This window comes from Bacteroidota bacterium, from assembly GCA_016213405.1.
GTDB lineage: Bacteria > Bacteroidota > Bacteroidia > Palsa-948 > Palsa-948 > Palsa-948.
The window spans coordinates 68,774-82,476 of sequence record JACRAM010000057.1; the positions used below are offsets into that span (position 1 = coordinate 68,774).

Sequence of the window (13,703 nt, forward strand, 5' to 3'; positions counted from 1 at the left end):
ATATTTTGACTTTCTTAATCTATTACTTACGTTTACATATTAATTTCTCTATGGAATGAAAAAACATTTTCTTTTTTTGCTTCTCATTTCTCAATTCTCTTTTTTTCCTCCTGCATTTGCTCAATCTCAAATTTGCTTAGACATCGGTCAGCCCATCGATAACTTGACAGGGCAGATTTATGTGAACTACGGTGTGATAGCAAATACCTGCACGCCAAATGTTCGTTTGAATTTTATTCTCGGTCCGTGGAATTCTCCCGATGACGTTACTCTACACAACGGAAAAACATGGAAACAGACATACGATGAAATTGTAGACAGCCTGATAAACCGCGGAATAACTATTTACGGTTTAATTGGCGCACAGATTTCATACAATGCCATAGGAGATTTTCTTATTAATTACCCGAGTGACACACAAGCTGATTCCGCTCAGGCATCTCAATGGGAGCAGGATTATGTTTACAATTTTGTTAGCGTGGTGGATAAATTTAAAGACCGTATTCGCTCATTTGAATCTTATAACGAGCCAAACAACTGGGACAACGGCTGGACTTCTGTTGTCTGCGCGAAATGGTTTGCATTAATGCTTCAGGATATTTATCTCAACACAAAATATTTCAACGGACATGCAACGGATCCACTATGGCAGGTAAATTTAATTTCCGGTCCGCTTTTCACTTTTGATTTAAATGACGGTTCTTCTTATCTGAATGACACCTACAATTACGGAAAAAATATCTGGGCATGGGACTGGACGCACGCGCAAACAGGAAGTTATCCGCTGGATGGAATCGGAATGCATATTTATTGCGCGCAGGGAACCAATGATTCAGCAACAGTTGTAAATGCAATGTCGGCAAACATCAATGCGATGTACAGTGCCATTACAAACTGGGAAGGAGTCACAAATAAACAAATCTGGATTTCTGAATTTGGCTGGGAATCATTAACAATAACCGAACAAGGACAAGCAGATAATTTGAAAAATGCATTTAATCTTTTGCTGAACGATACACGAATTGGTCTTGCAACATTTTTTACAATCCGCGACTGGCCCGGTTATTACTGGGGAATGTATTATTGGGGAAATTTTTCTGCTGCTGACAGAAAACTTGCCTACTATGAATTTCTGAATATTACGAATTGCAGCCCAACATCTGTTGCTGAAATGGCTAATGAAAAACCAACTCTTTTGTTTGACGCCTCAACAGGGAACTATATGTTGAATTTTTCCGGGAATGAAAAAATAAAAATTGAAATCTGGAATTCACTTGGGGAAAAGATTTCTGAAATAGAAAATAAATCTCCTTCTATATCTATTAGCAAAAATTCTCTTGGAGTAAATTCAGGAATATATTTCCTGCGTGTAGAAAGAGAAAGCTATTCTTCAGTTTTTAAACTTATCTTCTGATTGCCCACTTTCTGGTAAGCCGGAGGGCGCTTGGTTTTTATTTTATATCTTCCATTCTCCGTTATCCTCTTCCTCCTCATTCCACTCAAATTTTTTTGCCTGCGGGCCTTCTTTGCGAAAATAAAATGCGGTGATGATTCCTGCCAGCGAGCCGAGCAAATGTGATTCCCATGAAATCTCGCGATGAATCGGAAAAATTCCCCACACTAAACTTCCATAGAGAAAAACTACCAGAAGCGAAAGCACCATTAATGATCTTTCTTTTCTGAAAATCCCACTGAAGAAAAGAAATGAAGCGAAGCCGTATACCAATCCGCTTGCGCCAATGTGATAGGCTTCTCTTCCAGCCGCCCATAGCCATATACCGCTCATAAGATACACCCAGAAGAAAACTGAAAAAGCAATAGGGCGGTAAAAATAAAAGGTCATTCCTCCGAGAACAAGAAGCGGAATACTGTTGGAAGAAAGATGATTGAATGAACTATGGACTAATGGACATGTTAAAATGCCGATAAGCCCGCTGTATGCGCGTGGATACAATCCAAACAGGATAAAGTCTGTGTTAAAAATAATTTCAGCCAACTTTACTGCCCATAATAGAGCAACGAATAACACAGGATAAAGTATGCTTCGGAATATTTTTTGTTTTTCAGAATTGTCCATAAGTCCGGTTTTAGTCAATGACCGTTCCAATTGCGAAGTTATGACATTGAGTCAGATTGTTTACATTTGACCTATGAAACGAATTGTATCCATAGCACTTCTTTCACTCTTCCTCTTCAGCATAGTGGGATATTATATTCTGTTTCTTGCGATGGATTCACAGAATAGAAATGAAATACAAAGCAGTTTGTTTCAGAATACTTCTCTTGAGACATTGCGGATTCACAAATCAGAACTCAAAAACATACTTTTAAAAGATAACGGCAAAGAAATTTCATTCAATGGAGAAATGTATGATGTGAGCGGTGAATCTTTTGATGGTGATTATATTACCTTTCATTGCAAGCATGACCAGAAAGAAACCACACTCCTCGCAGGACTTGACAAACAAGTGAAGAATAATTCAGATTCAAAATCATCTTCTGAGAAAAAACAAAACGGCAAAAAACCTGTGAAGGATTTATTCTTTCATCAAAACAAAATGACTGTGATTTCATCTGCCGCATTTGAATTTCCATCTGCCATCTGCCATTTTACATCTTACATCTCCTCTACCGTTTCTCTTCCTCCCGAAGTTTCTATTGTTTAGTTCCGGCAAATTCAACCGTTCTCCGAAAATTCGGAAGAACATATTCAACTCGTTAAATTCTTATTATGAAAAAGATTACAATGTTATTCTCATCAGCATTTATTTTCATGAATGTTTTTGCGCAAGACAACGATACCATCAATAAAGTCATTCAGTTGAATGAAATGGTGATTTCGGCAAATAAATCAGAAGAAAAAAAATCTGACATACCGCAAACGATCGAAATCATTAAAAGTAGGGATGTAGAGTTCAATAATCCGCAGACATCAGCTGATATGCTTCAGAGCACGGGAAATGTTTTCGTGCAGAAAAGTCAGGCAGGCGGAGGAAGTCCGGTGCTGAGGGGTTTTGAAGCGAACAGAGTTTTAATTGTAATTGACGGAATACGAATGAACAATGCTATTTACCGCGCTGGGCATTTGCAGGACGTAATCACCGTTGACAACATGATGCTCGATAGAACGGAAGTTCTTTTTGGTCCAGCTTCCGTGATGTACGGGAGCGATGCACTGGGAGGCGTGATGCACTTCTACACAAAAAATCCTGAACTCGTCCGCAAGGACTCCTTCGGAGGAGATACTTCTGGCGTGAATACGAAAATAAATATCGGGCTTCGCTATTCAAGTGCGAACAGGGAAAACACCGCACATATCAATTTGAATCTTGGATACAAAAAAGTTGCTTTCCTCACCGGCATAACTTCGAGTGATTTTTCTGATTTAAGAAGCGGAAGTGTCCGTCCGCCATTTGACAAGCCATTCGGCAAGTGCAATTATTATGTGGTGCAATTGGACAGTCTGGATACGCTCATCAGAAACTCTGACCCGAATGTTCAGCGGTTTTCAGGATACAAACAATTTGACGTGATGCAGAAAATTCTTTTCCGGCAAAACAGCAGTGTTTCTCATCTTGTGAATTTTCAGTATTCCAATTCATCTGACATTCCGCGCTATGATCGCCTTCAGCAGTTTCAGCCCAACGCGGAACCCGTGTATGCAAAATGGCATTACGGTCCGCAGAAAAGAATTCTCGCTTCTCTGAAAACAAAAATTCTTTCGGAAGGAAAATTTTTTAATGACATGAACATCATTCTTGCCTGGCAGAATATTGAGCAAGAACGCGTGAGCAGAAAATATAAAAAGACGAGCGAGAAAGACCAGCTGGAAAATGTGGGCGTTTATTCCGCGAACATTGATTTCAGAAAAGAGATAAATCCCGTAGGAACTTCTTCCAACGGGATAAAAGAAAAACACGAACTGCATTACGGCATTGAAGGAACTTACAACGATGTGCAGTCCTCCGCCACGATGACGGATATTTTTACAAAAGTTGAAACCGCTACCGCACCTCGCTATCCCGATGGAGGAAGCACAATGATGACTTCCGCCATGTATCTTTCTCACAGCTGGGAGATAAATGAAAAATATATTCTCACCGATGGCATTCGGTTTAACTATGTTGATTTGAAATCGCAGTGGAAAGACACCTCACTTTTTCATTTCCCGTTTTCTTCCATTGAACAAAAAAACAATGCTCTTAATGGGAATATTGGTTTCGTTGCCATGCCGGGATTCGGATGGAGATTCACTCTCCTTGGCTCAAGCGGGTTCCGCGCGCCAAATGTGGATGACATGGGAAAAGTGAATGAGTCTGCTCAGGGACAACTCATTGTTCCGAATCCCGTTCTGAAACCCGAGTTCGCTTACAGCAGTGAAGCGGGGATTTCAAAAAACTTCAGCGGGAAAGTAAAAATGGAAGCAGTTTATTTCTACACGCTTCTTCAAAATGCTATCGTGGTGAAAGACGATAAGTTTAACGGAGCCGATTCTGTTTTGTACGATGGCGTGATGAGCAAAGTGCAGTCGGCACAAAACGCAGATGAAGCATACATACAAGGATTTTCTGCAAACTTCATGGCAGACTTTGATGAAAATTTTTCTCTGAAGAGTTCGATAAATTACACATACGGAATGTATAAAGACAAAGCAAACGATACGCTTGTTCCGATGGATCACATTCCGCCTGTGTTCGGGCAGACCACATTAATATATCACTATAAAAGAATTGAAACTGAATTTAACGTTCGATACAACGGATGGAAGCGCCTCGAAGATTACAGTCCGAGCGGAGAAGATAATCTGGCACAAGCAACCGCTTATGGAATGCCGGCATGGTACACACTCAATTTTAAAACTGCGTTCGAAATAAATCCGCACATGAAAATCATCGTTGGAATGGATAATATCCTCGACATGCACTATCGCACTTTTGCTTCAGGCGTGAGCGCTCCCGGAAGAAATTTCATTTTTGCGATAAGAGCCAAACTATAAGAAGCCCCACCCCTTCCCTCCCCATTAGGGAGGGAGAAAGTAATGCAAGTCCTCCCCAATGGGGAGGATTTAGGAGGGGCTTTTTTATTTTACATTTGTATATGTACAACGAACTCATGCTCAACCCAAATTCCCTCAAAGACAAAATCATCATTGTTACTGGAGGAGGAACAGGACTTGGAAAATCAATGGTGAAATGTTTTCTCCAGCTGGGAGCAAAGGTTGCCATCGCCAGCAGAAAAGAAGATGTGCTAAAAAAAACTGCCGAGGAACTTGCAAAAGAAACAGGCGGAGAAATTCTTCCAGTAAAATGCGATGTGCGCAATTACGAAGAAGTGGAAGCGATGATGAAAACTGTAATTGAAAAATTCGGAAGCTTTAATGTGCTTGTGAATAATGCCGCAGGAAATTTCATCAGCCCCACGGAAAGATTATCTCACCGCGCATTTGATACTGTAGTTGATATTGTTCTCAAAGGTTCTTACAACTGCGCGCTCGCTGCCGGAAAATACTGGATAAAAGAAAAAATAAAAGGAAACGTTCTCAGCACACTTGCCGCGTATGCATTCACGGGTTCAGGATATGTAGTGCCTTCCGCCTGCGGAAAAGCAGGAGTGCTTGCGCTCACGCAATCGCTCGCAGTGGAATGGGGAAAATTTGGAATTCGTTTGAATGCAGTTACACCCGGACCATTTCCTTCTGAAGGAGCGTGGTCTCGCTTAATGCCGGGAGAAATGTTTAAAAAGTTTGACCCGGCAAATACCACCGCGCTCGGCAGAATGGGCGAACATCAGGAACTCGCCAACCTATGCTCTTTTCTTGTTTCTGATTTCTCCTCGTACATCACCGGAGAAAATATTGTGATTGATGCGGGGCAATGGCTCAAAGGCGCAGGGCAATTCAACGCGCTCGATATGGTTCCCAAAGAGATGTGGGATACCATTGAACAGCTTACACGCAAAGGAAAATCTTCGTAGAACCGCCCCCTCCAGACCTGTCCCGATCGTAGCATCGGGAGGGGGACAAACACACTCACGGCACAAACCCCGTTGAACAAAAAACTATTTCTACGGGGTAAACTCCCACACCTCATGCAGGCAGAAGAAATAACATTTTCCCTGAAGGACAAACGCAGGAGAAAAATATTTTGATGGCAATTGAGAATCTTTTTTCTCTGTCCATGAGTCAGAAGACGGATTGTATTCAAGCAAATTATTTTTTCCGCGAATAACATATCCTTTCCCACCAACAGAAAACGCACACAACGTGTCGTTTCCGGCAATAGGAAGGTCATTCTTATTTATCCATTCAAGAGTGCGCGGATTAAATTCCCATAGCTGGTTGATGCAAACCCTTTTCTTATAGATGGAAGTAATGATGAATTCCCTTCCTCCCGCAGAAAAATCAATATTGCTCCCGTTAATGTCAGAGTAACCGGGAGCAAGCGCCTTCTTTCCCCATTCGCTCTCAGTCCATGTATCGGTTAAAGGATTATACTTTTTTAAAACCCTGTATTCAGCATTCACACTCCAGGCAGTATCGTTTACCCCGTTGGATGAATCTCCTGCGGGGTGAAGCACAAAACAAATATCGCGGTCGGCTAAATAGTTATCGTTCCTTTTCGACCAGGTGTTTGCCAAAGGGTCAAACTCATACAGGTCCGGCTTGTAATCATTGCCTCCTGCGTTGGCTCCATACGGCATAATGAAATAACCATAGCCAACATATCCTTTGCCGTTCAGGGAAAAACCCTTGGCGCCCAATCGCCCGCCATTCGGGAATTCCGCTTTCTGAGTCCAGGTGTTTTCTTCCGCGTCATACTCCCAAAAGTCATTGTATACTTTGTAAGTAAAAACCTCAATTTGTTTTTGCCCCATTCCGTAATATCCTTTGTTGCCTATTGAAAAGCTCACGGCAAAAAACCGCGAAGAGCCCGGAAAATCTTTTTTCTTTGTCCATTGCGAAAAACAGCTGGCAGCAGGCAAGAGGCAACAGGCAAAAAGGAAAAGAAGAAGTTTTGCTTTCACATAACAAAGATAATTTTTTGAATAAGTCCAGTGAATGGAGATTGCACTTCTCGAAAATGCATTAAAATAAGAATAGGATTGTAAAAGTGGGGGACAAACATCAAAACATTTTTCGGTAACACCGCTTACGCTTGTGCTGAATATGCTCGTAACTCTTCCAGTTGGAAATGGCGTTGAGGTTGGTTTCAAAAATGCCGGTGGTCTCTATGTGCTTCATCCCCTTGCTCACCATTTCTTTCTGTATCTCTGCCATGAGAACCACACCCGCGCCTGTGTACATCACTTCTTTTTTCACGCCTGTGAGCAGTTGGTCCATCACATCCTTGCCTTTGCGTGCCTTGAGGATGTGCAAAAAACCGAACGGGAAAAGTTTTCCGTTTGCTTTTTGCATGGCTTCGGATAAAGAAGGAAGACCTACGATGAATCCAACCAAAGCCCCCCTTAATCCCCCCGAAAGGGGGAAACTTGCGGATGCTTTTCCTGTGCTCCCCCCTTTGGGGGGAGGGGCTATTACCATCTTTACAAATTCAGGATTGAGAAGCTTGATATATTTCTCTTTGTAGAACGCCATCATCTTAGGAGAAAACTCTGAAACGAACGGGAGTTCGCTGAACGCGTCATTAAGTATCTTGAAAATAGTATCGGAATGCGGAAGCAGTTCATTCATTGTTTTAAAATGAAGCACTTCTATGCCGTAGCGTTTCTGAATCAGTGCAGCACCGCGGGTTACTTTATCCACGATTCTCGGGTTGACAGTGAGGCGGAACTCGAGCCAGTCAATTTCTTTTACGTAGCCGAGTTTTTCTAAGTGCCGGTGATAATATTCATGATGATACACCGAACCGATAGATTGCAGATGGTTAAAACCTTCCACCAACATTCCCTGCGTATCTAAATTCGCAAAGCCAAGCGGACCGTGAATGCCGATGGCTCCGTTTTCTTTTGCCCATGCTTCAACAGTGGAAATAAGCTTTGCGATTACTTCTGGAGAACCTGTGGTGAGCGGAGTCGAACCATCAAAGAATTCCAAGCGCGAGAAGCGCGCCATCTTTTCGTCTGTCTTTTTATTGTACTCTTCATTGATGATGGCTCCGATCCTTCCAACGCACTTGCCGTTCTTATAGGCTAACCAGAACTTTGCCTTGCAGAAATCAAACGCAGGATTTGTTTCCGCGAAAAGCGATTTCATTTCTCCTGCCTTCAATGGAGGAACCCAAAATTTATTGCCTTTGTAAATGTCAAACGGAAGATTTACAAACTGCTTTGCGTCACTCTTTGATTTAACTTGCTTTATTTCTATTGACATAATTCTTTCTAACGGACAAATGTAATTCTATTTAATAAAATTCCAACGAAGTACAAATCGTTACGAACTACGAACGAATGTATTATTCGCTCTTCGTATGTTCGTGAATTTTTGTTCGTACTTCGATGGGGTTTTAATTCAATCCCCGCTTCTTCTTAATATTCTCATAGGCTTCCTGCACCTTTTTAAATTTTTCGGTTGCCGAGCGCTGAACTTCTTCGCCTTCCTGTGCCACTTTATCGGGATGAAACTTGAGCGCCATCTTGCGGTATGCCTTTTTTATTTCTTCATCGGTTGCCTTTTCATCCGTTTCAAGAATTTTGTAATCGCTGGTTGCATCGCGGTAATACATCGCCTTGATGGAATGCATGTCGGCAGAATTAATTCCCATGTAATAGGCAATCTGTTCGATGGTAGAAATTTCGGCAGGGTGAATGGTTCCGTCAGCGTTGGAAAGTCCGTAGAGATAATGAATGAGCTGCAGGCGCGAAGCAATGGGCATGAACTGTTTTATCTGTGCGCACACTTCGCGAATATCAATATCGCGCTTGAGAATTTCTTTGAGCAGAAGCATGTCGGCATTTGCTTTTGCTTCTCCGAACTGCCGGACGAAAAACCTTCTAACAAACTCCAACTCTGATTTCATTACAGCGCCATCGCTTTTCATCACTGCGCCTGAAAGCACAAGAAGGGAAGCGGTGAAATCATTCACGGTGGCGGAAGCATAGGATGATGAAGTGGTTGTTCTTCCGCGCGTAACGGTTACTTCGCTTTCATCCAGCAAGGAGCCGAGTCCAAATCCAATGAGCGCTCCTATGGGTCCGCCAAGCGCCCAACCGAGTCCTCCACCTAACCATTTTCCAAAAGCCATTTTCAGTCTGTAAATAAGCTCCAAAGGAGTTCCTTCGGGAGAAAGCGAATGTACGAAACTCCTTTTCTCACTATGGTAAATTAAATTATCTTTGCGTCCCTTTTACCCGTAGGAAAATTTTCAACAGGTTTAACAGTAAATAAAAAATTCAAATGGATACCACACAAGACATCAGCCTCGGCTCGGTGATCCGCTACAACGGAGACCTTTGCCAGATAACCGAATTACAGCACCGCACACCGGGAAATAAACGTGCGTTCGTTCAGGTAAGAATGCGCAACCTCCGCACAGGAAAAACACTTGACCAGCGCTACCGTTCTGGCGAACAACTTGAGATCGCGCGCCTCGAATATAAAATGATGCAATACCTCTATCCCGAAGGTGAAACGCTTGTTTGCATGGATCCGATTACGTTTGAACAGATTTATGTTCCGAAAATGCTTTTCGGTGAAGGCACAAAGTTTCTGAAAGAGAACATGGAAGTGAAAATCGGAATTGAAAGCGATATTGCCATTTATGCCGAACCACCCACTTTTGTTGAAGTGGAAATCACTCACACCGAACCCGGAGTGAAAGGCAACACCGCCACCAACGCAATGAAACCTGCCACGGTTGAAACAGGCGCAACGGTTAACGTTCCTTTGTTCGTGAATCAAGGTGACAAAATCCGCATTGACACACGCACGAGCGAATATGTGGAGAGGGTAAAATAATTTTTGGGCGCGTCCCTTCGGGTCACGCTTTCCGCTTCAATCGTTCGCGCAACAGCCACATGTCACTCCTACGGAGTTTAAATATTTTTTCGGAATGTATTTCTATTAACATATCGCTCCTGCGGAGCGAAGAAAATACAAATGCAAAATTTTATGGCTGTGCTTCCCCGTAGGGGAAAATGTTAATAGCCCCGACCTTTAGGACGGGGGCAATTGCGCCACCACACAAACTCCCCTCTCCTGTTTTAGGAGAGGGTTTGGGGGTGAGGTCTATTTACTTTTATCTTTGCATTGATGACCACTCCTTGGATTATAGTTTTAGTAATGCTAGTCCTCTCTGCATTTTTTTCAGGACTTGAAATCGCTTTTCTCACCGCCAACAAATTACGGATTGAATTAATGAGCAAGCGAAATATTTTTCCTGCACAGATTCTCTCTTACTTCATAAAAAATTCTTCGCATTACATCAGTACCATGTTGGTAGGAAATTGCATTTCACTCGTAGTGTTCAGTATCTTCATGGCTCAGATTCTCCAACCGCATTTGATACAATACATTCAGTCTCCGATATTAATTCTTCTGCTAACAACCGTTCTCTCCACAATTTTTATTCTTGTCACGGCTGAGTTTCTCCCCAAAAACCTTTTCAGAATAAATCCAAACCGAACGCTTTCCGTGTTTGCCGTTCCACTAATGCTCGTTTATCTGGCTTTGTTCCCGATCGTTTTCATCACCAATAAAATCGCTCGTTTCATTCTTACTTTTTTTCTCGGAACAAAATTCCCCGAGAAGAAACTTGCCTTCGGAAGAATTGACCTGCACCATTACATTCAGGAAAGCACTTCGCCAAACGTGGAGAGGAAGGAATTAGAAAACGAAGTGAAGATATTTAAACGCGCCATGGGTTTTTCAAAAGTAAAAGCCCGCGACTGCATGATTCCAAGAACAGAAATCGTTGCAGTGAATGTGGAAGATTCGGTGGAAGAACTTAAAAAAACTTTTATTGAAACCCGCCTCTCAAAAATTCTTGTCTTCCGCGACAGCGTGGATAATATCATCGGCTATACACACTCGTATGAAATCTTCAAGAAGCCGGAAAACATTTTATCGGTGCTTCTTCCTGTGATAATTGTTCCCGAATCCATGTCAGCAAACGAAGTGCTCACGCTTTTCATTCAACAACACAAGAGCGTTGCGCTGGTGGTAGATGAGTTTGGGGGAACATCGGGCATGCTCACGATGGAAGATATCATTGAAGAAATTTTCGGAGAGATCGAGGACGAGCACGACAAAGATGAAATGGTGGAGAAGCAAATATCCGAGAATGAATTTGTTTTTTCAGGCCGGCACGAAATTGATTTCCTGAATGAAAAATACAAGTTGAGTTTACCGCAATCGGATGAATACACTACACTTGCAGGATTAATTCTTCACATCCGTCAGAGCCTTCCGAAAAATAATGAGATTGTGGTGATAAGTCCGTATGTTTTCAAAATCATCAGTACTTCAGATACTATGATTGAACAGGTTCAAGTGAAAATTCTCGACTAAAATATTTTTCCAAAACAATCTTTTCATTCCAAACAGCAGACCTATGTTAAAATTACTTCCTCCTAAAAAGAATCTAAGAATAATTCTCTGCTTTTCTTTCCTGATTACTTGTCTTGTATTTTCTTCCTGTCACACTCACAGAAAATGCAATGGAAAAAAAGCCATCATGACACCGATGGGACCGATGTAAAAATTGTGATTTCGACCAAAGCGAGCAGTCTCCTCAAGTGAAGCAGAAATTATAAGAAGATTCTTCGCTTTGCTCAGACTGACAATTTACCTTCATTCGTATATTCGCAAACCTTAATTCGTTATTCGAAAAATGAAAGTTTTAAAATTCGGTGGGACATCGCTTGGATCGGCAGAACGGATGAAAAATCTTGTTCAGCTTATCGTGAATGATGAGCCAAAGATTGTTGTTCTTTCTGCCATGAGCGGAACCACCAATGCATTGGTTGAAATCGCAAATGCACTTTACGAAAGAGAAAACAACAAAGCAAAGCAGCTCATTGACGCACTGGAAAAAAAATACGAATTAGTTCTGAAAGAACTTTATTCAAAAGAATCTTCGCTTAACAAAGGAAAAGAGCTAGTAAAGAATCATTTTGAGTTTATCCGCTCTTTCACGCTGGATATGTTCACCGCGAATGAGGAAAAAGCCATTCTCGCGCAGGGTGAACTTCTTTCCACCGCTATGGAACATTTTTATCTGGAAGAAATCGGGGTTGATTCTGTTCTGCTTCCTGCACTCAACTTTATGCGTATTGACGAGAACGATGAACCGGATCTGAAATACATTGAAGAGAACTTAAAAGCGGAATTAAAGAAATACCAAGCCCTACCTAAATCCTCCCCATCGGGGAGGACTTCAGAAAATACTCCCTCCCTAACGGGGAGGGTTGGGGAGGGGCTCTTATTTATCACACAGGGATATATCTGCCGAAATGCATTCGGAGAAATTGATAATCTGAAACGTGGCGGAAGCGATTACACTGCAACGCTCATCGGTGCAGCACTTACTGCGGAAGAAATTCAAATCTGGACAGATATTGACGGCATGCACAACAATGACCCACGCATTGTTGACAAAACTTTTCCCGTCACTGATTTGTCATTTGAAGAAGCGGCAGAGCTTGCATATTTTGGAGCGAAGATTCTTCATCCTACCTGCGTAATTCCTGCAAAGAAGAGGAATGTTCCTGTTCGATTGCTGAACACAATGGAACCAAATGCAAAAGGAACGGTCATAACAAAAAAATCCCCGGGCGATAGAATCACGGCAGTTGCAGCCAAAGACGGAATCATCGCCATCAATATTAAATCTGCTCGAATGCTTTTAGCTTATGGGTTCCTGAGAAGCGTATTTGAAATTTTTGAGCGCTACAAAACTCCGATCGATATGATTACTACTTCGGAGGTAGCAGTATCGGTTACAATTGATAACGACAAAAACTTAGAAGCTATTCTGAAAGAGCTGAAAGAATTTTGTTCTGTTGAAACAGATAAAGACCAAACTATTATTTGCATTGTAGGAAGTTTCACTGCAGAAAAACAAGGTGTAGCAGTAAAAATTTTTGCTGCGCTATCAACTATTCCTCTGAGAATGATTTCGTATGGCGGCAGCGAGAACAATGTTTCGGTGCTGGTGGAATCAAAATATAAAAAGGATGCGCTGGTTGCGCTTAATAAAGGATTGTTCAACTTATAATGTATTAACCCCATGCTTCAGCATGGGGGATAAAAACGGAAAACAAAAAGGGCTTTAGCCCTGAATTGAAAACGAGAATGTCATTTGTAAAAATATGGGTGCATGCAGTATGGGGTACTAAAAACCGTACTCCTGTTCTTTCGAAAGAGATTCGAATGAAATTGTTTCAGCACATAAGAGAAAATGCAAAGGAAAAAGAAATCTATATTGATTTTATTAATGGACATCTTGACCATGTTCATTGTTTGCTTGCATTGAATGCCGAAATGAGCATTTCAAAAGCAATTCAATTGCTTAAAGGCGAATCAGCATTCTGGGCAAACAAAAATAAATTAACAGAAGCAAAATTAGAGTGGGCAGACGAATACTTCGCTGTTTCCGTCAGCGAATCTTTGATTGACAAAGTCAGAGATTACATAAAAAATCAGGAACAACATCATGCAAAAATTACATTCATGCAGGAGTATGAAAATTTTATGCAGAAATATGAATTTATAAATCATGGCTAAAGCCCTTTTAATACGATTATGA

The 13,703-nt window shown here is 41.6% G+C and carries 13 protein-coding genes; 9 read left to right on the forward strand and 4 right to left on the reverse strand.

The genetic code is table 11. From position 1 onward, the window contains the following. The first annotated feature begins 55 nt into the window (after positions 1-55). The gene (locus HY841_06860) at positions 56-1,414 is read left to right on the forward strand and encodes a T9SS type A sorting domain-containing protein (protein MBI4930464.1); all 1,359 of its coding nucleotides are present in this window, start codon (positions 56-58) and stop codon (positions 1,412-1,414) included. A 42-nt stretch (positions 1,415-1,456) separates the two neighbouring features. On the opposite strand, the gene HY841_06865 is transcribed toward HY841_06860, so the two are convergent. Next, positions 1,457-2,077 carry a rhomboid family intramembrane serine protease gene (locus HY841_06865; protein ID MBI4930465.1) on the reverse strand — a complete coding sequence of 207 codons (621 nt, stop codon included), beginning with the start codon at positions 2,075-2,077 and terminating at the stop codon, positions 1,457-1,459. 73 nt (positions 2,078-2,150) lie between these two features. Between HY841_06865 and HY841_06870 the strand changes: the two genes are divergently transcribed. From HY841_06870 to HY841_06880, 3 genes are all read left to right on the forward strand, one after another. After that, a complete protein-coding gene (locus HY841_06870; protein ID MBI4930466.1) occupies positions 2,151-2,666 on the forward strand; it encodes a hypothetical protein in 516 nt (171 codons plus the stop codon). A 65-nt stretch (positions 2,667-2,731) separates the two neighbouring features. After that, a complete protein-coding gene (locus HY841_06875) occupies positions 2,732-4,996 on the forward strand; it encodes a TonB-dependent receptor (protein ID MBI4930467.1) in 2,265 nt (754 codons plus the stop codon). A gap of 101 nt (positions 4,997-5,097) precedes the next feature. Then, complete coding sequence (locus HY841_06880) at positions 5,098-5,973, forward strand: SDR family oxidoreductase (GenBank protein ID MBI4930468.1); 876 nt, start codon at positions 5,098-5,100, stop codon at positions 5,971-5,973. 90 nt (positions 5,974-6,063) lie between these two features. Here the strand turns inward: HY841_06880 and HY841_06885 are convergent, their stop codons facing one another. The 3 genes from HY841_06885 to HY841_06895 all read right to left on the reverse strand — a co-directional run bounded on the left by HY841_06885 (position 6,064) and on the right by HY841_06895 (position 9,200). Next, the gene (locus HY841_06885; protein MBI4930469.1) at positions 6,064-7,212 is read right to left on the reverse strand and encodes a hypothetical protein; all 1,149 of its coding nucleotides are present in this window, start codon (positions 7,210-7,212) and stop codon (positions 6,064-6,066) included. Continuing rightward, complete coding sequence (locus HY841_06890) at positions 7,124-8,329, reverse strand: hypothetical protein (GenBank protein ID MBI4930470.1); 1,206 nt, start codon at positions 8,327-8,329, stop codon at positions 7,124-7,126. Before HY841_06890 ends, HY841_06885 begins: the two co-directional genes overlap by 89 nt. A 133-nt stretch (positions 8,330-8,462) precedes the next feature. Then, the gene (locus tag HY841_06895) at positions 8,463-9,200 is read right to left on the reverse strand and encodes a TerB family tellurite resistance protein (GenBank protein MBI4930471.1); all 738 of its coding nucleotides are present in this window, start codon (positions 9,198-9,200) and stop codon (positions 8,463-8,465) included. A gap of 152 nt (positions 9,201-9,352) precedes the next feature. On the opposite strand from HY841_06895, the gene efp reads away from it, so the two are divergent. From efp to tnpA, 5 genes are all read left to right on the forward strand, one after another. Further along, on the forward strand, positions 9,353-9,913 hold the full coding sequence (gene efp / locus HY841_06900) for an elongation factor P (protein ID MBI4930472.1): 561 nt from the start codon (positions 9,353-9,355) through the stop codon (positions 9,911-9,913). 324 nt (positions 9,914-10,237) lie between these two features. Then, the gene (locus HY841_06905) at positions 10,238-11,464 is read left to right on the forward strand and encodes an HlyC/CorC family transporter (protein MBI4930473.1); all 1,227 of its coding nucleotides are present in this window, start codon (positions 10,238-10,240) and stop codon (positions 11,462-11,464) included. 43 nt (positions 11,465-11,507) lie between these two features. Further along, complete coding sequence (locus HY841_06910; GenBank protein ID MBI4930474.1) at positions 11,508-11,654, forward strand: hypothetical protein; 147 nt, start codon at positions 11,508-11,510, stop codon at positions 11,652-11,654. A 132-nt stretch (positions 11,655-11,786) separates the two neighbouring features. Beyond that, positions 11,787-13,172, forward strand: a complete 1,386-nt coding sequence (locus tag HY841_06915; protein ID MBI4930475.1) for an aspartate kinase — start codon at positions 11,787-11,789, stop codon at positions 13,170-13,172. 77 nt (positions 13,173-13,249) lie between these two features. Continuing rightward, complete coding sequence (gene tnpA, locus HY841_06920) at positions 13,250-13,681, forward strand: IS200/IS605 family transposase (protein ID MBI4930476.1); 432 nt, start codon at positions 13,250-13,252, stop codon at positions 13,679-13,681. Positions 13,682-13,703 lie beyond the last annotated feature (22 nt).

Coding starts and splice junctions, on each gene's coding strand:
- HY841_06860 (MBI4930464.1), top strand. CDS start 56: ATGAAAAAACATTTTCTTTTTTTGCTTCTCATTTCTCAATTCTCTTTT.
- HY841_06865 (MBI4930465.1), bottom strand. CDS start 2,077: ATGGACAATTCTGAAAAACAAAAAATATTCCGAAGCATACTTTATCCT.
- HY841_06870 (MBI4930466.1), top strand. CDS start 2,151: ATGAAACGAATTGTATCCATAGCACTTCTTTCACTCTTCCTCTTCAGC.
- HY841_06875 (MBI4930467.1), top strand. CDS start 2,732: ATGAAAAAGATTACAATGTTATTCTCATCAGCATTTATTTTCATGAAT.
- HY841_06880 (MBI4930468.1), top strand. CDS start 5,098: ATGTACAACGAACTCATGCTCAACCCAAATTCCCTCAAAGACAAAATC.
- HY841_06890 (MBI4930470.1), bottom strand. CDS start 8,329: ATGTCAATAGAAATAAAGCAAGTTAAATCAAAGAGTGACGCAAAGCAG.
- HY841_06895 (MBI4930471.1), bottom strand. CDS start 9,200: ATGGCTTTTGGAAAATGGTTAGGTGGAGGACTCGGTTGGGCGCTTGGC.
- efp (MBI4930472.1), top strand. CDS start 9,353: ATGGATACCACACAAGACATCAGCCTCGGCTCGGTGATCCGCTACAAC.
- HY841_06905 (MBI4930473.1), top strand. CDS start 10,238: ATGCTAGTCCTCTCTGCATTTTTTTCAGGACTTGAAATCGCTTTTCTC.
- HY841_06910 (MBI4930474.1), top strand. CDS start 11,508: ATGTTAAAATTACTTCCTCCTAAAAAGAATCTAAGAATAATTCTCTGC.
- HY841_06915 (MBI4930475.1), top strand. CDS start 11,787: ATGAAAGTTTTAAAATTCGGTGGGACATCGCTTGGATCGGCAGAACGG.
- tnpA (MBI4930476.1), top strand. CDS start 13,250: ATGTCATTTGTAAAAATATGGGTGCATGCAGTATGGGGTACTAAAAAC.